The sequence below is a fragment of the Simplicispira piscis genome (assembly GCF_054783455.1).
This window is the reverse complement of sequence record NZ_BAAGQN010000007.1, coordinates 127246-143756: the sequence shown is the minus strand read 5'-3', so window position 1 is coordinate 143756 and position 16511 is coordinate 127246. Positions and strand designations below refer to the sequence as shown.

At 60.1% G+C, this 16511-nt stretch carries 20 protein-coding genes and 4 tRNA genes; 9 read left to right on the top strand and 15 right to left on the bottom strand.

Annotation, left to right across the window (positions count from 1 at the left end; genetic code table 11):
* Positions 1-3: 3 nt before the first annotated feature.
* From tuf to ACYVOC_RS04015, 5 genes are all read right to left on the bottom strand, one after another.
* Positions 4-1194: an elongation factor Tu gene (gene tuf / locus ACYVOC_RS04035; RefSeq protein ID WP_116005767.1), complete on the bottom strand. Its 1191-nt coding sequence runs from the start codon at positions 1192-1194 to the stop codon at positions 4-6.
* Between the two features lie 77 nt (positions 1195-1271).
* Positions 1272-1346 (bottom strand) — tRNA-Thr (locus ACYVOC_RS04030).
* A 55-nt stretch (positions 1347-1401) separates the two neighbouring features.
* Positions 1402-1475: transfer RNA gene (locus ACYVOC_RS04025), tRNA-Gly, on the bottom strand.
* 57 nt (positions 1476-1532) lie between these two features.
* A tRNA-Tyr gene (locus ACYVOC_RS04020) sits at positions 1533-1618 on the bottom strand.
* A gap of 109 nt (positions 1619-1727) precedes the next feature.
* Positions 1728-1803 (bottom strand) — tRNA-Arg (locus tag ACYVOC_RS04015).
* 169 nt (positions 1804-1972) lie between these two features.
* On the opposite strand from ACYVOC_RS04015, the gene ACYVOC_RS04010 reads away from it, so the two are divergent.
* Positions 1973-2488 (top strand): c-type cytochrome, encoded by a 516-nt coding sequence (locus tag ACYVOC_RS04010; protein ID WP_461160953.1) that lies wholly within the window; start codon positions 1973-1975, stop codon positions 2486-2488.
* Positions 2489-2599: 111 nt separating this feature from the next.
* On the opposite strand, the gene ACYVOC_RS04005 is transcribed toward ACYVOC_RS04010, so the two are convergent.
* Positions 2600-3130, bottom strand: coding sequence for a DUF2946 family protein (locus ACYVOC_RS04005; RefSeq protein ID WP_116006243.1), 531 nt, complete (start codon positions 3128-3130; stop codon positions 2600-2602).
* A gap of 85 nt (positions 3131-3215) precedes the next feature.
* On the opposite strand from ACYVOC_RS04005, the gene ACYVOC_RS04000 reads away from it, so the two are divergent.
* The 3 genes from ACYVOC_RS04000 to ACYVOC_RS03990 are packed head-to-tail and all read left to right on the top strand — an operon-like array spanning position 3216 to position 5303.
* Positions 3216-3815, top strand: coding sequence for a LemA family protein (locus tag ACYVOC_RS04000; protein ID WP_116005799.1), 600 nt, complete (start codon positions 3216-3218; stop codon positions 3813-3815).
* 13 nt (positions 3816-3828) lie between these two features.
* Positions 3829-4761 carry a TPM domain-containing protein gene (locus ACYVOC_RS03995; protein ID WP_461161172.1) on the top strand — a complete coding sequence of 311 codons (933 nt, stop codon included), beginning with the start codon at positions 3829-3831 and terminating at the stop codon, positions 4759-4761.
* Between the two features lie 2 nt (positions 4762-4763).
* Positions 4764-5303: a TPM domain-containing protein gene (locus tag ACYVOC_RS03990; RefSeq protein WP_461160952.1), complete on the top strand. Its 540-nt coding sequence runs from the start codon at positions 4764-4766 to the stop codon at positions 5301-5303.
* A gap of 62 nt (positions 5304-5365) precedes the next feature.
* Here the strand turns inward: ACYVOC_RS03990 and ACYVOC_RS03985 are convergent, their stop codons facing one another.
* From ACYVOC_RS03985 to ACYVOC_RS03945, 9 genes are all read right to left on the bottom strand, one after another.
* Entirely contained in the window at positions 5366-5785 is a 420-nt protein-coding gene (locus tag ACYVOC_RS03985) for a F0F1 ATP synthase subunit epsilon (RefSeq protein ID WP_116005796.1), read from the bottom strand.
* Between the two features lie 81 nt (positions 5786-5866).
* Positions 5867-7273: a F0F1 ATP synthase subunit beta gene (gene atpD, locus ACYVOC_RS03980; RefSeq protein WP_116005795.1), complete on the bottom strand. Its 1407-nt coding sequence runs from the start codon at positions 7271-7273 to the stop codon at positions 5867-5869.
* 43 nt (positions 7274-7316) lie between these two features.
* Positions 7317-8189 (bottom strand): F0F1 ATP synthase subunit gamma, encoded by an 873-nt coding sequence (gene atpG, locus ACYVOC_RS03975; RefSeq protein WP_116005794.1) that lies wholly within the window; start codon positions 8187-8189, stop codon positions 7317-7319.
* A gap of 40 nt (positions 8190-8229) precedes the next feature.
* Positions 8230-9783, bottom strand: a complete 1554-nt coding sequence (gene atpA, locus ACYVOC_RS03970; RefSeq protein WP_461160951.1) for a F0F1 ATP synthase subunit alpha — start codon at positions 9781-9783, stop codon at positions 8230-8232.
* A gap of 42 nt (positions 9784-9825) precedes the next feature.
* Positions 9826-10368 carry a F0F1 ATP synthase subunit delta gene (locus tag ACYVOC_RS03965; RefSeq protein WP_461160950.1) on the bottom strand — a complete coding sequence of 181 codons (543 nt, stop codon included), beginning with the start codon at positions 10366-10368 and terminating at the stop codon, positions 9826-9828.
* Positions 10369-10377: 9 nt separating this feature from the next.
* Positions 10378-10848, bottom strand: coding sequence for a F0F1 ATP synthase subunit B (locus tag ACYVOC_RS03960; RefSeq protein WP_116005791.1), 471 nt, complete (start codon positions 10846-10848; stop codon positions 10378-10380).
* A 34-nt stretch (positions 10849-10882) separates the two neighbouring features.
* Positions 10883-11152 carry a F0F1 ATP synthase subunit C gene (gene atpE / locus ACYVOC_RS03955; protein ID WP_005796706.1) on the bottom strand — a complete coding sequence of 90 codons (270 nt, stop codon included), beginning with the start codon at positions 11150-11152 and terminating at the stop codon, positions 10883-10885.
* Positions 11153-11198: 46 nt separating this feature from the next.
* Complete coding sequence (atpB, locus tag ACYVOC_RS03950) at positions 11199-12077, bottom strand: F0F1 ATP synthase subunit A (RefSeq protein WP_116005790.1); 879 nt, start codon at positions 12075-12077, stop codon at positions 11199-11201.
* Between the two features lie 19 nt (positions 12078-12096).
* Entirely contained in the window at positions 12097-12570 is a 474-nt protein-coding gene (locus ACYVOC_RS03945) for an ATP synthase subunit I (RefSeq protein ID WP_461160949.1), read from the bottom strand.
* Between the two features lie 291 nt (positions 12571-12861).
* Between ACYVOC_RS03945 and ACYVOC_RS03940 the strand changes: the two genes are divergently transcribed.
* Genes ACYVOC_RS03940 through ACYVOC_RS03920 form a run of 5 tightly spaced genes read left to right on the top strand, consistent with a single transcriptional unit; the run spans position 12862 to position 16466 of the window.
* Positions 12862-13179 (top strand): YbeD family protein, encoded by a 318-nt coding sequence (locus tag ACYVOC_RS03940; protein WP_461160948.1) that lies wholly within the window; start codon positions 12862-12864, stop codon positions 13177-13179.
* 9 nt (positions 13180-13188) lie between these two features.
* Entirely contained in the window at positions 13189-13869 is a 681-nt protein-coding gene (gene lipB, locus ACYVOC_RS03935) for a lipoyl(octanoyl) transferase LipB (RefSeq protein WP_461160947.1), read from the top strand.
* A gap of 13 nt (positions 13870-13882) precedes the next feature.
* Positions 13883-14863 carry a lipoyl synthase gene (gene lipA, locus ACYVOC_RS03930; protein ID WP_461160946.1) on the top strand — a complete coding sequence of 327 codons (981 nt, stop codon included), beginning with the start codon at positions 13883-13885 and terminating at the stop codon, positions 14861-14863.
* 22 nt (positions 14864-14885) lie between these two features.
* Positions 14886-15623: an AraC family transcriptional regulator gene (locus tag ACYVOC_RS03925; RefSeq protein ID WP_461160945.1), complete on the top strand. Its 738-nt coding sequence runs from the start codon at positions 14886-14888 to the stop codon at positions 15621-15623.
* 9 nt (positions 15624-15632) lie between these two features.
* Positions 15633-16466 carry a DMT family transporter gene (locus ACYVOC_RS03920; protein ID WP_461160944.1) on the top strand — a complete coding sequence of 278 codons (834 nt, stop codon included), beginning with the start codon at positions 15633-15635 and terminating at the stop codon, positions 16464-16466.
* Positions 16467-16511 lie beyond the last annotated feature (45 nt).

The window sequence follows — 16511 nt, the reverse complement described above, 5'->3', positions numbered from 1 at the left end:
GCTTCAAGCAATGATCTTGGCCACGACACCCGCGCCCACGGTACGGCCGCCTTCGCGGATAGCGAAGCGCAGACCTTCTTCCATGGCGATAGGGTTGATCAGCTTGACGGTGATCGACACGTTATCGCCAGGCATGACCATTTCCTTGCCTTCAGGCAACTCGATCGCACCGGTCACGTCCGTCGTGCGGAAGTAGAACTGGGGACGGTAGTTGTTGAAGAAAGGCGTGTGACGGCCGCCTTCGTCCTTGGACAGCACGTACACCTCTGCGGTGAAGTGCGTGTGGGGCTTGATCGAGCCGGGCTTGCACAGCACTTGGCCGCGCTCGACGTCTTCACGCTTGGTACCGCGCAGCAGCAGGCCGACGTTGTCGCCCGCCTGGCCTTGATCCAGGAGCTTCCTGAACATTTCCACGCCGGTGCAGGTGGTCTTGACGGTGTCTTTGATGCCGACGATTTCGATTTCTTCGCCGACCTTGATGATGCCGCGCTCGATACGGCCGGTCACGACGGTGCCGCGGCCAGAGATGGAGAACACGTCTTCCACGGGCATCAGGAAGGCGCCATCCACAGCGCGCTCAGGCGTGGGGATGTAGTTGTCCAGCGCTTCGGCCAGCTTCATGATGGCTTCTTCGCCGAGCTTGCCCTTGTCGCCTTCCAGGGCGAGCTTGGCGGAACCGCGAATGATCGGGGTGTCGTCGCCAGGGAAATCGTATTTGTCGAGGAGCTCGCGCACTTCCATTTCGACGAGCTCAAGGAGTTCTTCGTCGTCCACCATGTCGCACTTGTTCAGGAACACGATGATGTAGGGCACGCCCACCTGGCGGGCCAGCAGGATGTGCTCGCGGGTCTGGGGCATGGGGCCGTCAGCGGCCGAGCACACAAGAATAGCGCCGTCCATCTGGGCAGCGCCGGTGATCATGTTCTTCACATAGTCAGCGTGGCCAGGGCAGTCGACGTGGGCGTAGTGGCGGCCAGCCGTTTCGTACTCGACGTGCGAGGTGTTGATCGTGATGCCGCGCGCCTTTTCTTCAGGCGCGTTGTCAATCTGCGAATAGTCTTTGGCTTCGCCACCGAACTTGGCCGACAGCACGGTCGCAATCGCTGCCGTCAGCGTGGTCTTGCCGTGGTCAACGTGACCGATGGTGCCCACGTTGACGTGGGGCTTGGTGCGCTCGAATTTTCCTTTTGCCATTTTCCCGACTCCGAAAAAAATCTATAACCACACAACAGGATCTCGGCGCAATCTCAAGCAGACGCACCTGAAATTTTTGGTGCCCATGGCGGGAATCGGACCCGCGACCTCTCCCTTACCAAGGGAGTGCTCTGCCACTGAGCCACATGGGCAATCTCGCAACCCGCTTGCGCGAGCCACTTCTTACTAAAACCAACCAGCAAATCGTGGAGCGGGAGACGGGAATCGAACCCGCGTCATTAGCTTGGAAGGCTAGGGTTCTACCATTGAACTACTCCCGCACTAACTCTGCCAGCCAGAGCCCTTGGACAGTTCCTGCCTTACGATTTGCTTTTATCTGGTGGAGGAGGCTGGATTCGAACCAGCGTAGGCGTAAGCCAACAGATTTACAGTCTGCCCCCTTTAGCCACTCGGGCACTCCTCCGGACAATCTCGAATTATATACCAAAAAATCGCCGTCAAACAAGCCGCTTGCTTTGCGGAGATTTTTGCGATCGAAAACTTCGATCCTGCAATGACACAATCACTCCATCTGGTGCGGCTGGCGGGGATCGAACCCACGACCCTTGGCTTCGGAGGCCAATACTCTATCCACTGAGCTACAGCCGCATTTCAACCCGTCCCCCGCCCGGACGCTTGCGCACCCGGTCAGGAAAAAGTTGTCCAGCCTGCAATTATCGCATGCTCCAGGGCTACCAGGATCGATCGGCGTTCGCACGACCTTTTTTCTGGACTCTATAATCTCTGATCTATATCAAGTCACTTCCGCCAAGATCCCATGAGCACGAACCACCCAGAAGAAGCCCACACAGGCCCCATCAAGAACCCTAAACAGTTGTTGGCTGCGGTTCTCTATGCGTTTGTGATCCCGGTGTTCGTCATCATCGGGCTTGTGATGTTCATTACATCGGGCAACAAGCCTGCTTCGGGCGCAGCGAATCCTGAACGCGCCATCTCCGAGCGCATCCAAAAGGTAGGGTCGGTAGAGATCCGTGACGCCAACCGCCCTCTCAAAACAGGAGAAGAGGTGTACACCGCCCAGTGCGCAGCCTGCCACGCCACAGGTGCAGCTGGTGCGCCCAAAGCTGGTGATGTAGCAGCATGGGGCCCCCGTATTGCTACAGGCTTTGATACTTTGGTGCACTCGGCCATCAAGGGAAAAAACGCCATGTCCGCGCAAGGTGGAGGCAACTTTACCGACATCGAAATTGCACGCGCTGTGGCTTACCTGACGCACCAGGCAGGTGGGAAGTTTGAGGAACCTGCGGCTCCGGCAGCGCCTGCCAGCAATTGAGTCTTCTGCTCGGTCTGCGGCGGAGACCGAGCACTGCCAACGCCCGGACGCAAGAGCGTATTAATCGCGCTGCGGACGGCGCGAGTGCATCACAGCCAACCGCAGGGCAACTCAACTGTGCAGTTGCATGAGTGCAGGACTGCAGACATAGCCGTATCGGGTCGGCAACTCTCTGCACTGGACCCCAATGGGGTTCCACAATCCGTTGCCAATGCCCTCGGCCACCTGCAAGACGTCCTGGCTATGAACCAGCCCCAGGCCTAGCTCGGTCGCAAAATAGACCCGCCCCTCTTCGTCTGTTAGGCAGGCCTGCGCTTCGGTAGCTTGCCCGGTGTGTGACTGCAAACTTCCATCGGGTTGAACACGCCAGATCCATGGCGTGCTTTCCAGTTCGACATAAACGCGCTGAGGGCCGTTCTGGAAATACCATCGCCCACTATCGTCGCCTTCATAGTTGCGCTGGATGAAGTCGATAAGCCTTTCGTGCTGCAGCAATGAGCCACGACTTTGCGGAAACGGCCCGATGGCTTGGGCGGCATCGTCGCGCAAGTACCATTGTCCACGGGCATCCAGGCCCAGCCAGCCATAACAGTCGGGCACATTAGGCCATTTGGCCAAAGCCTGCTTCACGATGTCATCCATGATTCCATTGTGCACCGACAAATCAGCAAAGACGTGCATGCGGCAGAATCACTGGCAGTCTGCTTTTCCGAACGGGATCATTACTATGAAGCGTTTATTTCTCATCCTCTCAATCTTGGCCGCATCGCTGCTCACCGGCTGTGGCTACAACGATTTCCAGCGTCTTGACGAGCAATCGAAGGCCGCCTGGAGTGAAGTCCTCAGCCAGTACCAGCGGCGCGCAGACCTCGTGCCCAACATTGTCGCCACGGTGAAGGGTGAGGCGAGTTTTGAACAGGACACTCTGACGAAGGTGATCGAGGCCCGCGCCAAAGCCACCTCGATTCAGGTGACCCCTGCCACGCTGAATGACCCCCAGGCCTTCGCGAAGTTTCAACAAGCACAGGGAGAGCTGTCGGGGGCACTTTCGCGGCTGATGGTAGTGGCAGAGCGCTATCCCACACTCCAGGCCAACCAAGGCTTCCGCGATTTGCGCGTGACGCTGGAAGGCACAGAAAACCGCATTGCTGTAGCCCGCAACCGCTACATTCAGTCGGTGCAGGAGTACAACGTTCTGGTCCGCAGCTTCCCTAGCAACCTCACCGCAATGGTGTTCAGCTATGCAGCGAAGCCTGGCTTCACGGTGCAGAACGAGGCTCAAATCTCGACACCTCCCACAATTGATTTTTCAGCTCCTAAGCCGTAATTTTTGCTTTTTTTTGATTGCAACGCTTATGTGGCGAGCGCTAGTAGCTATATTTTTCGCAGCACTTTCGCTCTATGCGTTGGCTGCAGGCGAATTACTGCCCGTGCCCGCATTGGCAGCCCATGTGCTTGACCAGACCGGCACTCTGGACGCCAGCCAACGTCAGGCGCTGGAGCAGCAGTTGACCGCACTGGAGCAATCCACGGGCTCGCAAGTCGTTGTGCTGATGGTGGCAACAACTGCGCCCGAAGACATCGCCAGCTATGCCAACCGCATCGCCAACGTGTGGAAAGTGGGCCGCCGCACGGTCGGCGATGGTGTACTGGTTGTGGTCGCAAAGAATGATCACAAGATGCGTCTGGAGGTCGCAAAGACGCTGGAAGGAGCGATTCCCGACATTGCTGCGGCGCGCATCATCGACTCCACAATGAAACCACGCTTTCGCGAAAATGACTTTGCCGGAGGCTTGCAGGCGGCGGTAGCGCAGATTGAAACGCTGATCTCTGGCGAAGCACTCCCTGCCCCGTCCGCTATGTCACCAGCCTCCCAAGACGTTAGTGGAGCCTTCCATTGGGGTGGGTTGGCCATTTTTTTGTTTTTGGGAGTCACTTTAGGAGGCCCACTGGCTCGTGCGCTATTGGGTAACGTACTGGGCTCTATAGCAGCCGGCGGACTGACCGCAGCCATTGCATACATTGCGACGACCAGTGCAGTGCTTTCGGCGTTGGCTGGCCTTGCAGCGTTGATCTTCACGCTTGCGTCGGCATCGGCCCGATCCGCCTCTACGCACGGGCGCGTAGGAAATTGGGGCGGCAGCAACAGCAGCAACAGCAGCAGCAGCAGCAGCAGCAGCGGCGGTTGGCGTAGTGGCTCTTCCGATGGAGGCGGCTTTAGTTCGGGCGGTGGTGGTGATTTTGGGGGGGGCGGTGCCTCTGGCGACTGGTGAAAATGACAACTCATCCCTTCTCATTCTTGAGCGCAGTTGCACGCCTCTTTCGGCACCGCTGGCACGACCAGCGTGTTCGGCACTCCCTGACAGACGCCGCATTGCAACGCTTGACGAAACAAGTTGCTACGAGCGAAGAACGGCACAGCGGGCAAATCCGTATCTGCGTCGAAGGCGGTCTGCCATGGGGCTATCTGCGCAGCCATGCGCCTTGCCGTGAACGAGCGCTGGCGATGTTCAGCAAACTGCACGTCTGGGATACAGAACACAACAATGGGGTACTGATCTATTTGTTGCTGGCAGATCGCTCGATCGAGATCGTGGCCGATCGGGGGCTGCGCGCATACATTCTCAATTCAGAGTGGCAGCAGATGGTCAACTGCATGGCATCAGCTTTCCGCTCAGGACAGTTCGAGCAAGGTTTGACGCTTGCCGTGGAAGAGGTGACGACCCTGCTCAGCGCGTACTTTCCGGTACATGCCAATAGCGAACGTGCCAATGAGTTGCCTGATGAGCCCTACATCGCAGAGGGTAAGCGCTAACCAGTATCCATAAAAAAACCCGGCAGAGCCGGGTTTTTTGGGGGTATCTAGCCAACGCAGGCTTACCTTTTCTGGCGATACTTGCGCAGTGCCGCAATTTGAGCCGCCATGATGGCCAGTTCAGACTGCGCACGGGCGAGATCGAGCTCACCTTTGGCGTTTTTGACTGCCTCTTCAGCTGCAGCCTTGGCCGAATTGGCTTTCTCATCGTCCAGATCCTTGCCGCGGACTGCGGTGTCCGACAGAACGGTCACGCAGTCGGGCTGAACTTCGAGAATACCGCCAGCGACAAACACGAACTCTTCGGTGCCATCGGCCATTTCGATACGCACCGAACCCGGTTTAATGCGGGTAATCAGTGGTGTGTGGCGTGGGTAAACGCCCAGTTCACCCGCTTCGCCGGGCAGGGCAACGAAACGCGCCTCACCCGAGAAGATGGACTCCTCGGCACTCACAACGTCGACATGTATGGTGTTGGCCATCTGAATTCCTTTGGAAATCTGCAAAAAGCAATAGCGTGAAGGCGGTGGTCATTCCGGCATAAATGCCCCACCGAGCCGCCTTTACGCCATCTTCTTGGCCTTCTCGATAGCTTCGTCGATGGTGCCCACCATGTAGAACGCTTGCTCTGGCAGGTGATCGCACTCACCGTTCACGATCATCTTGAAACCACGGATGGTTTCCGACAGCGGAACGTACTTGCCTGGGGAGCCCGTGAACACTTCGGCCACGTGGAAGGGCTGCGACAGGAAACGCTGGATCTTGCGCGCGCGGGCCACGGCCAGCTTGTCTTCAGGCGCCAGTTCGTCCATGCCCAGAATGGCGATGATGTCGCGCAGTTCCTTGTAGCGCTGCAGCGTACCTTGCACTGCCCGGGCCGTTGCGTAATGGTCTTCGCCCACAACGTTCGGGTCCAGCTGGCGGCTGGTGGAGTCCAGAGGGTCCACGGCAGGGTAAATACCCAGCGAAGCGATGTCACGCGACAGCACCACGGTGGAATCCAAGTGGGCAAAGGTCGTGGCAGGCGAGGGGTCGGTCAAGTCATCGGCAGGCACGTAAACGGCCTGGATGGAAGTGATCGAGCCGACCTTGGTCGACGTAATACGCTCTTGCAGACGGCCCATTTCTTCGGCCAGCGTAGGCTGATAACCCACGGCGGAAGGCATACGGCCTAGCAGAGCAGACACTTCGGTACCAGCCAGTGTGTAGCGGTAGATGTTGTCCACGAAGAACAGCACGTCGCGGCCTTCGTCACGGAAGGATTCCGCGATGGTCAGACCGGTCAAGGCCACGCGCAGACGGTTGCCTGGGGGCTCGTTCATCTGGCCGTACACCATGGCAACCTTGGACTCTTCGAGCTTCTCCAGGTTCACCACGCCGGAATCGGCCATCTCGTGATAGAAGTCATTGCCTTCACGGGTACGCTCACCCACACCAGCGAACACCGACAGACCAGAGTGGGCCTTGGCGATGTTGTTGATGAGTTCCATCATGTTCACGGTCTTGCCCACACCGGCGCCACCGAACAGACCCACCTTGCCGCCCTTGGCGAACGGGCACACCAGGTCGATCACCTTGATGCCGGTTTCCAGCAGCTCTTGCGATGGCGACAGTTCGTCGTACGCAGGGGCCTTGCGGTGGATGGATGCCGTCAGATCCTGGCTCACGGGACCACGTTCGTCGATGGGCGCGCCCAGCACGTCCATGATGCGACCCAGCGTCGCCTTGCCCACAGGCACGGTGATGGGGTTGCCGGTATTGGTCACCATGATGCCGCGGCGCAGGCCGTCGGACGAACCCAGCGCAATAGTACGCACCACGCCATCGCCCAGCTGCTGCTGAACTTCCAGCGTCAGTGCGGAGCCATCGAGCTTCAGCGCGTCATAGATCTTCGGCATCTGGTCGCGCGGAAACTCCACGTCCACCACGGCGCCGATACATTGAACAATTTTTCCTTGGGCTTGAGCCATTTTTTGCTCCAATTAGTTTGATTCTTGCAGTGGCGACTGGTGATCAGCCGCTGATGGCCGCAGCCCCGGACACGATTTCCGACAATTCCTTGGTGATCGCTGCCTGGCGGGTCTTGTTGTAGACCAGCTTCAACTCACCAATCACATTGCCGGCGTTGTCGGTGGCGGCCTTCATGGCCACCATCCGTGCAGAGTGTTCGGATGCCATGTTTTCGGCCACGGCCTGATAGACCAGCGACTCGACGTAGCGCACCAAAAGCTCATCGATCACGCTTTGTGCATCGGGCTCATAGATGTAGTCCCAGCTGTGCTGCCCGGCATCGGCCTTGATGGCCTCTGACTTGAGGGGCAACAATTGCTCGACCACGGGCTCCTGCTTCACCGTGTTGATGAACTTGGTGTACGACAGGTACACCGCGTTGATCCGGCCTTCGGCGTAGGCATCCAGCAGCACCTTGACCGGCCCTATGAGCTTATCGAGATGGGGACGATCGCCCAGCTGCGTCACATGCGAAACCACTTTGGCACCGACACGGTTCAAAAAACCCAGGCCCTTGTTACCAATGGCCACAGCCTCCATCGCCATGCCCTGGTCTTGCAGTTCACGGAGTTTGGTGGTGACGCTGCGCAGCACGTTGGTGTTCAAGCCACCGCACAGCCCCTTGTCGGTCGTGACCACGATGAGTCCAGCCGTCTTGGAGTCGTTCAACTTCATGAACGGGTGTACGTACTCAGGGTTGGCCTGTCCGAGATGGGCTGCAATATTGCGGATCTTGTCGCTATAAGGCCGGGCCGCACGCATGCGTTCCTGCGCCTTGCGCATCTTGGACACGGAAACCATCTCCATGGCCTTCGTGATCTTCTTCGTATTCTCGAAGCTCTTGATCTGGCCGCGTATTTCCTTGCCTGTTGCCATAGTTGATTCCTTGTGTCGTCAGAGCCGGTCGTTCAAGTCGTCAGGCGAAGGACTTCTTGAAAGCGGTGATGGCGTTGGTCAACTCGGCTTCGGCATCCTTGTCCAGCGCCTTGCTCTGTTCGATCTTGTCGAGCAGCGCAGCGTGGCTGGTCTTGAGGAACTGGTGCAGACCGTGTTCGAAAGACAAAACCTTCTTCACTTCGAGGTCGTCCAGGAAACCCTTATTGACGGCAAACAGCGTCGCACCCATCAAAGAGATGGACAACGGGCTGTACTGGGCCTGCTTGAGCAGCTCGGTCACACGGGCACCGCGGTCCAACTGCTTGCGGGTGGCTTCGTCCAGATCGGAGGCGAACTGCGCAAACGCGGCCAACTCACGGTACTGGGCCAGGTCGGTACGGATACCGCCGGACTGGCCCTTGATGATCTTGGTCTGCGCAGCAGAACCCACACGCGACACCGAGATACCGGCGTTGATGGCGGGACGGATACCAGCGTTGAACAGGCTGGTTTCCAGAAAGATCTGGCCGTCGGTGATCGAGATCACGTTCGTTGGCACGAAAGCAGACACGTCGCCCGCTTGCGTTTCGATGATGGGCAGAGCCGTCAGCGAACCCGTCTTGCCCTTGACTTCACCCTTGGTGAAAGCTTCAACGTAGTCGGCGTTCACACGGGCTGCGCGCTCGAGCAGGCGGCTGTGGAGATAGAACACGTCGCCGGGATAGGCTTCACGGCCTGGTGGGCGGCGCAGCAGCAGCGAGACCTGGCGGTACGCCACGGCCTGCTTGGACAGGTCGTCATACACGATCAGGGCGTCTTGGCCGCGGTCGCGGAAGTATTCGCCCATGGTGCAGCCGGAATAGGCCGAGACGTACTGCATGGCAGCCGACTCGGAGGCCGAAGCCGCCACAACGATGGTGTAGTCCATGGCGCCGGCTTGCTCCAATGCGCGCACTACGTTCTTGATCGACGAAGCCTTCTGACCGATGGCAACGTAAATACAGGTCACGCCCTGGCCCTTCTGGGCGATGATGGCGTCGATGGCCACTGCCGTCTTGCCGGTCTGGCGGTCACCAATGATCAGTTCGCGCTGGCCACGGCCAATCGGCACCATGGAGTCGATGGACTTCAGGCCGGTTTGCAGCGGCTGGTCCACAGACTTGCGTGCGATCACGCCGGGAGCAACCTTTTCGATCACGTCCGTCATCTTGGCGTTGATCGGACCTTTGCCGTCGATCGGCTGACCCAGGGCATTCACCACGCGGCCGATGAGCTCGGGGCCCACAGGCACTTCCAGAATGCGACCCGTACACTTGACGGTATTGCCTTCAGAGATGTGCTCGTACTCGCCCAGAATCACGGCGCCGACGGAGTCGCGCTCCAGATTCAGTGCCAGACCGTACGACGGAACACCATCCGCCGTAGCGGGGAATTCCAGCATTTCGCCCTGCATCACGTCGGACAGGCCATGAACGCGCACGATACCGTCAGACACGGACACCACGGTGCCCTGGTTACGGATGTCGCTGCTGGCTGCCAGACCCTCGATACGGCTCTTGATCAGTTCAGAAATTTCTGCGGGATTGAGTTGCATGACTCTTTCCTTCTTTCTTTGTTTAGCCGAGACCTCAAGTGCTTACGCAATGAGGGCCGCTTTCATTTGTTCCAGACGGGCCTTGACCGAAGTGTCGAGCACCTCATCGCCGACCACCACGCGAATGCCCCCGATCAGCGACTCATCGAGCCGTGCGGAGAGATTGAGCTTGCGGCCGAAGCGCTTTTCCAGCGTAACAGACACTTCCGACAAGGCTGCGGCGTCCATGGTGAACGCGCTGTACACGATGGCATCCGAAGACCCATTGCGACGGTTGACGAGCTCGCGGAATTGCGCCGCCACTTCAGGCAGCGCATTCAAACGACCGTTGTCGATGACCGCGCGCAGGAAGTTCTTGGCAGCATCGGGCAGTGCGGAGCGCACCACGCCAGCGATGACATCGAACACCTGCTCGTCCGTCACTTTGGGACTGTCGGCCAGTTGGCGGATTTGCGGATGGGCGGCAATGGCCGCCATTTCGTCCAACCAGACAGCGGTGCTGCCCAAATCGGTACTCGCATTTGCAGTACAGGCTTTGAACAGTGCGTCCGCGTAAGGACGGGCGATAGTGGCGAGTTCGGCCATGTCGTCCCCTTACAGCTCGGTTTTCAGGCGGTTGAGCAGATCGGCATGAACACCAGCATTGACTTCCTTGCGGAGAATCTGCTCGGCGCCCTTGACGGCCAGCGCAGCCACTTGCTCACGCAGTGCTTCGCGGGCTTGCACAGCCTGTTGCTCGGCTTCGGCACGTGCGGCGGCAACAATCTTGTTGCCCTCCTCGGTCGCCTTGCCTTTGGCTTCTTCGATGATGGCCTGTGCACGGCGGTCGGCATCAGCCAGACGGGTCGTCGTCTCGTTGCGCGCTTGCGACAACTCCTTCTCAACGCGCTGGTTGGCAGCGCTGAGTTCGGATTTGGCACGGTCGGCGGCGGCGAGGCCATCGGCGATTTTCTGGGCTCGCTCATCCAGCGCCTTCGCGATCGGGGGCCACACGAATTTCATCGTGAACCACACCAGGATCAGGAAAACGATGGCCTGAACGAACAGGGTCGCGTTGATACTCACGGCAACACCTTTCTAAAGTGGCGTCGAACGGGAATTACTTGGGCAGGTTGGCCAGCAAGGTCGAAGCGAAGGGGTTGGCGAATGCGAACAGCAGAGCGATAGCAACACCGATCAGGAAAGCAGCGTCGATCAGACCAGCCAAGATGAACATCTTGGTTTGCAGTTCGTTGATCAATTCAGGCTGACGAGCCGACGATTCGAGGAACTTGCCACCCATCAGAGCGATACCGATCGAAGCGCCGATAGCGCCCAGACCAACGATCAGACCACAAGCCAGAGCGACGAGACCGAGAATGTTTTCCATGATGACTCCTGATTAAAAAAAGTTGAAAAAGAAAAAAGGGAAATGGTCAGTGGGCTTCATGCGCCTGGCCGAGGTAAATCAGCGTCAGCATCATGAAAATGAAGGCTTGCAGGGTGATGATCAAAATATGAAAGATCGCCCAGATCGAGCCCGCAATGATGTGCCCCAGAGGGAGCAACACACCAGAGAGCGACATGGCAGCCGCACCACCCATCAGGGCAATCAGCATGAACACCAACTCACCAGCGTACATGTTGCCAAACAGTCGCATGCCATGCGACACCGTCTTGGCAACGTATTCGATAACCTGCATGAGCAGGTTGACCACACCCAGGATCAGGGCAAAGACAGGATTCTTGCTGGTGCCGAACGGTGCGGTCACCAATTCGTGCGCCCAGCCGCCCATGCCCTTGATTTTGATGCTGTAGTAGAAGCACAAAACCAGCACGGCAGATGACAGGCCCAGCGTGGTGGAGAGATCGGCTGTTGGCACGATACGCAGATAGGCATGGCTGGCATCATGGCCAGCAGCGCCGTAGATTTGCGCCCAAATGACGGGCAACAGATCCACTGGCAACATATCCATCGCATTCATCAGGAAAATCCAGACAAACACCGTGAGCGCCAGCGGCGCAATGAACTTGCGGCTTTCCGCGCTGTGGATGTTGGCTTTGGCTTGGTTGTCGACCATTTCCACCATCATTTCGACGGCGCCCTGGAAGCGGCCAGGAACTCCGGACGTTGCCTTGCGGGCAGCGAGCCAAAAGATGAACACCCCCACAAGACCCATCAACACGCTCACGATGACGGAGTCGTAGTTGATCACCGACATGTCGATGATGGATTCCTGCTTGATGTTCTGAAGATGCTGCAGGTGGTGAACGATGTATTCACTTGCAGTCGGAGCGTGCGCTTCTGCGGCCATCGGACAACTCTTCTCTATATCAATCGGTTTTTCGGACACCAGGCCGCACCATGAGTGCGATCCAGTACGTTTTCATTGTGACCACCATACCTACCAGCAACGCCAACCAGCTCAGTTGCGGCACCAGCCTGGGCGCAGCCGCCAGCATGGCAACCGTCAATGCAATCTTGACCATCTCCCAGCCAAAAAAACCCACCATGGCCGAGCCCGCCGAAGCAGCCTGCTTCTGGCGGGACATGCCGCGCGCAAAAAGCGCTGCAGGCACTACCACCGCCAGGGCTCCGTAACCTGCAGACCAGGCCACCGGGGCTTCACCGGACAGTGCCCAGGCCAACAAGGCCACAAGCACCCCCGCCACCGCCTGCATTCCCACCAGGCGCCATACCGACACTGCCGGATTGCGCTTGCGCCACTCATGGGCCTCTTGGGCCGTCAGGGGCTTGAAGTCGGAATCTTCGGCCTCAGCTTCCGTCTCGGGAGCGATTTTTGTCATCGTTCGAGCTCCGCGTTACTGGCTGAAACTTTTTACAAAGCCCCTGATTATAAGTAAAAACCCGCGCAATTCTGCAATGCTTTTGAATTGAGCGGCAGAACCGCGTTTCGGCCCTGCCCGACGTTGTGCATCGCCAACGGCTTTTTGCCCGTCCAATGCAGGCAATCAGGGGATGTGCCCACGCTGCTCCATGGCACTATTCCCCACTCGGTGAGCGCCCGGATTTTATAAGAAAATGCCCTGTAGCGCTCTATAGACAAGCGCAACAAGCTACACATTTAAGAGCACTTTATGGCCACCACCCCCGACCCGTTGAACCACAGCGCCTCCACTTCGGAAGCCGATCCCCGCAAGGACTCGCTGATCGAATACCCCTCTTTGTTCCCCATCAAGGTAATGGGCGCCAAGGTCGATGGCTTTGTGGCCGCAATGGTTGCTGTGGCGCGGGAGTTTGACCCCGGGTTTGACGAAACCCGCCTGGAACTGCGCGAAAGCCGTGCCGGGAACTACCTGAGCGTGACGCTCACCATCACGGCCACCAGCCGCGCACAACTGGACGGCCTGTACCGCGCCCTCTCCGGTCACCCGTTGGTCAAAATCGCGCTCTGAAGGCTCGCCATGCAGTTGCGCACCCTGGGCACTACACCTTACCTGCCCACGTATGAGGACATGCAGGCCTTTACGTCCCGGCGCATGCCCGGCACACCCGATGAAATCTGGCTGTGCGAGCACCCCCCGGTGTTCACGCTGGGCCTCAATGGCCAAAGCAGCCACTTGCTGCTCCCTGGCGCCATCCCGGTCGTAGCCACCAACCGGGGCGGACAGGTGACCTACCATGGTCCCGGCCAAGTGGTGGCCTACCCTTTGATCGATCTGCAACGCGCGGGCTACTTCGTCAAAGAGTACGTTTACCGCATCGAAGAAGCCGTGATCCGCACCCTGGCGCACTTCGGCATCACCGGCCACCGCGTGGCCTCGGCGCCCGGTATTTATGTGCGGCTAGACGACCCGCGCAGCCACGCCCAGATTGCGCAGCGCCCGCACAAGGGCGCAAGCGGCACGCCCGACTTCTCTGGCCTGGGCAAAATCGCCGCGTTGGGCTTGAAAGTCAGCCGCCATTGCACTTACCACGGCGTTGCACTGAACGTGGCCATGGACCTCGAACCCTTCACCCGCATCAACCCTTGTGGCTACGCAGGTTTGCGCACCGTCGATCTTTCTACAATCGGGGTCCACACCACTTGGGAGGAGGCCGCGGACGTGCTGGGCAAACAGCTCTGCATCCGGCTCGCGCCCTGACCCGCCACCAGCCATGAGCACCTCTGACGTCGTACGCGAAGCGCAATCCACCGCTGACTACAACCCGCTGGCCAAGCAAAAAGCCGCCGCCAAACTCTCGCGCATCCCCATCAAGGTCGAGCAGGGCGAGGTGCTGAAAAAGCCCGAGTGGATCCGCGTCAAGGCGGGCTCACCCACCACACGCTTCTACGAAATCAAGCAGATCCTGCGCGAGAGCAATCTCAACACCGTGTGCGAGGAAGCCTCCTGCCCGAACATCGGTGAATGCTTCGGCCACGGCACGGCTACCTTCATGATCATGGGCGACAAGTGCACGCGCCGCTGCCCCTTCTGCGATGTGGGCCACGGACGCCCCGACCCGCTGGACCAGGAAGAACCCCTGAACCTGGCGCGCACCATCGCCAAGCTGCGCCTGAAATACGTCGTCATCACCAGCGTGGACCGCGACGACCTGCGCGACGGTGGTGCAGGGCATTTCGTCGAGTGCATTCGCCAGATCCGCGCGCTTTCACCCAGCACGCAGATCGAAATTCTCACGCCGGACTTCCGCGGTCGCGACGACCGCGCGCTGGAGATTCTCAAAGCGGCGCCGCCCGATGTGATGAACCACAACCTGGAGACTGCGCCGCGCCTGTACAAGGAAGCGCGCCCGGGTTCCGACTACCTTTTCTCCCTGAACCTGCTCAAGAAGTTCAAGGAACTGCACCCTGACATTCCCACCAAGAGCGGGATCATGGTCGGCCTGGGCGAAACGGACGAAGAAATTTTGCAAGTGATGCGCGACATGCGCGCGCACGGCGTCTCCATGCTGACCATTGGCCAGTACCTGGCGCCCAGCAACAGCCACCTGCCGGTGCGCCGCTACGTGCACCCCGACACCTTCAAGGTGTTTGAAGAGGAAGCCTACAAAATGGGCTTCTCTCACGCGGCGGTGGGCGCCATGGTACGTTCGAGCTACCACGCAGACCAGCAGGCGAAATCGGCCGGCGTGTAAACGCAGGCTTGCGGGGCTGCGCATGGAACTGGCCGACGCCCTCTCGTTGCGGCAGTACGGCGCCTCGCCAGGCAGCCACAGCCATGGGCACTTCCAGATTCTGCTGGGCCTGGCCGGCGTACTCGACCTTGAAGTGGAAGGGCGCGGCCTGCGCGTGGCCAGCGGCGGCGGCTGCGTGATCGAGCCCGGCGCGCGCCACGACTTCGAATCCGCCCACGGCAGCCTGTGCCTGGTGCTGGATAGCGCCCATCCCGGCTGGGCGCGCTGCATGGCGCACCCTGCGCCCGCTGCTCACGCCCTGCCCCTGGCGCGCTACCTGGCCAGCGCCCTGCAGCAAGGCCAGGCCCTGGCACTGCAGCACGGCCCAGCCCTGCTGCGCGAAGCCTGGCTGCCCTATGAACACCCTCCCTCACCGGCCAGCCCACGCCGCCGCGCCATCGACTGGCCGGCGCTGCGCCAGTGGGCCACGGGCCAGTGGCAACACCCTTTGAGCGTGGCCGACCTGGCGGCGCAGGTGCACCTGAGCCCGGCCCAGTTCGCCGCGCGCTGCCGCCAGGAGCAGGGGCTGGCCGCCATGGCCTGGCTGCGCGGCCTGCGGCTGGAGCAGGCGCAGTGGCTGCGCACCCGTGGCCTGCCCGTAGCCGAGGTGGCGCGGCGCACCGGCTACCGCTCGCCCTCGGCCCTCACGGCTGCGCTGCGCCGCCGCGAACCCGCGTTGCGCGACGATCCGCCCGCGCCGCGCGACGGTGCCGGCGCGTAAGCTCGCCGCATGCAAGCCAATCTCTATGCCCTGGGCGCCATCGCCCTGTGGGCCTCGCTCGCCTCGCTAGGCGTGTCGCTCACCCATGTTCCGCCTTTTTTGCTCACCGGCATCGCCCTGGTGATCGGCAGCGTGCCGGCCTGGCCGCTGGTACTGCGCGACCCGTCGCAGTGGCGCATCCCGCCGCGCACGCTGGCACTGGGGGTGTACGGCCTGTTCGCATACCACTTCCTGCTGTTCATCGCGCTGCGCAACGCGCCGCCCGTAGAGGCCAACCTCGTCAACTACCTCTGGCCGCTGTTCATCGTGGTGCTGGCGCCCGTCGTGCTGCCCGGCGTGGCGCTGCGCCTGCCGCATGTGCTGGCCGCGCTGCTGGGCTTTGGCGGCGCCGCCATGGCGATTGCGGGCGGGCGCGAACTCAGCGGCACCCTGGCCTGGGGCTACCTGCCCGCGCTGGCGGCGGCTTTCATCTGGGCCACCTACTCGCTGCTGACCAAGCGCGTGGCGGCCTTCCCCACCACGGCCATCGGCCTGTTCGGGCTGGTGTCGGGCCTGCTCTCGCTGCTGTGCCATGTATTGCTGGAACCCTCGGTGTCGCTGCAAGCCCGCGACTGGGCCTTGTTGGCGGTGCTGGGCCTGGGCCCGCTGGGGGCTTCGTTTTATCTGTGGGACAAGGCGCTCAAGCTCGGTGATGCACGGCACATCGGCATCCTGAGTTACCTCACGCCGCTGGCCTCGACGGCGCTGCTCATCGCAGTGAGCGGTCGCCCGTTCAGCGCCAGCATTGCGCTGGCCACGGCCATGATCATCAGCGCGGCCGTGATCGGCATGCGGGCGCGCTGATTTTTGTCAAATCCGCCTGTAACGCCCTACCATCAAGCGCCAAAA

Excerpts from the sequence above, each read along its gene's own strand:
- tuf (WP_116005767.1), bottom strand. The coding sequence starts at position 1,194 with ATGGCAAAAGGAAAATTCGAGCGCACCAAGCCCCACGTCAACGTGGGC.
- ACYVOC_RS04010 (WP_461160953.1), top strand. The coding sequence starts at position 1,973 with ATGAGCACGAACCACCCAGAAGAAGCCCACACAGGCCCCATCAAGAAC.
- ACYVOC_RS04005 (WP_116006243.1), bottom strand. The coding sequence starts at position 3,130 with ATGGATGACATCGTGAAGCAGGCTTTGGCCAAATGGCCTAATGTGCCC.
- ACYVOC_RS04000 (WP_116005799.1), top strand. The coding sequence starts at position 3,216 with ATGAAGCGTTTATTTCTCATCCTCTCAATCTTGGCCGCATCGCTGCTC.
- ACYVOC_RS03990 (WP_461160952.1), top strand. The coding sequence starts at position 4,764 with ATGACAACTCATCCCTTCTCATTCTTGAGCGCAGTTGCACGCCTCTTT.
- ACYVOC_RS03985 (WP_116005796.1), bottom strand. The coding sequence starts at position 5,785 with ATGGCCAACACCATACATGTCGACGTTGTGAGTGCCGAGGAGTCCATC.
- atpD (WP_116005795.1), bottom strand. The coding sequence starts at position 7,273 with ATGGCTCAAGCCCAAGGAAAAATTGTTCAATGTATCGGCGCCGTGGTG.
- atpG (WP_116005794.1), bottom strand. The coding sequence starts at position 8,189 with ATGGCAACAGGCAAGGAAATACGCGGCCAGATCAAGAGCTTCGAGAAT.
- atpA (WP_461160951.1), bottom strand. The coding sequence starts at position 9,783 with ATGCAACTCAATCCCGCAGAAATTTCTGAACTGATCAAGAGCCGTATC.
- ACYVOC_RS03965 (WP_461160950.1), bottom strand. The coding sequence starts at position 10,368 with ATGGCCGAACTCGCCACTATCGCCCGTCCTTACGCGGACGCACTGTTC.
- atpE (WP_005796706.1), bottom strand. The coding sequence starts at position 11,152 with ATGGAAAACATTCTCGGTCTCGTCGCTCTGGCTTGTGGTCTGATCGTT.
- atpB (WP_116005790.1), bottom strand. The coding sequence starts at position 12,077 with ATGGCCGCAGAAGCGCACGCTCCGACTGCAAGTGAATACATCGTTCAC.
- ACYVOC_RS03945 (WP_461160949.1), bottom strand. The coding sequence starts at position 12,570 with ATGACAAAAATCGCTCCCGAGACGGAAGCTGAGGCCGAAGATTCCGAC.
- ACYVOC_RS03940 (WP_461160948.1), top strand. The coding sequence starts at position 12,862 with ATGGCCACCACCCCCGACCCGTTGAACCACAGCGCCTCCACTTCGGAA.
- lipB (WP_461160947.1), top strand. The coding sequence starts at position 13,189 with ATGCAGTTGCGCACCCTGGGCACTACACCTTACCTGCCCACGTATGAG.
- lipA (WP_461160946.1), top strand. The coding sequence starts at position 13,883 with ATGAGCACCTCTGACGTCGTACGCGAAGCGCAATCCACCGCTGACTAC.
- ACYVOC_RS03925 (WP_461160945.1), top strand. The coding sequence starts at position 14,886 with ATGGAACTGGCCGACGCCCTCTCGTTGCGGCAGTACGGCGCCTCGCCA.
- ACYVOC_RS03920 (WP_461160944.1), top strand. The coding sequence starts at position 15,633 with ATGCAAGCCAATCTCTATGCCCTGGGCGCCATCGCCCTGTGGGCCTCG.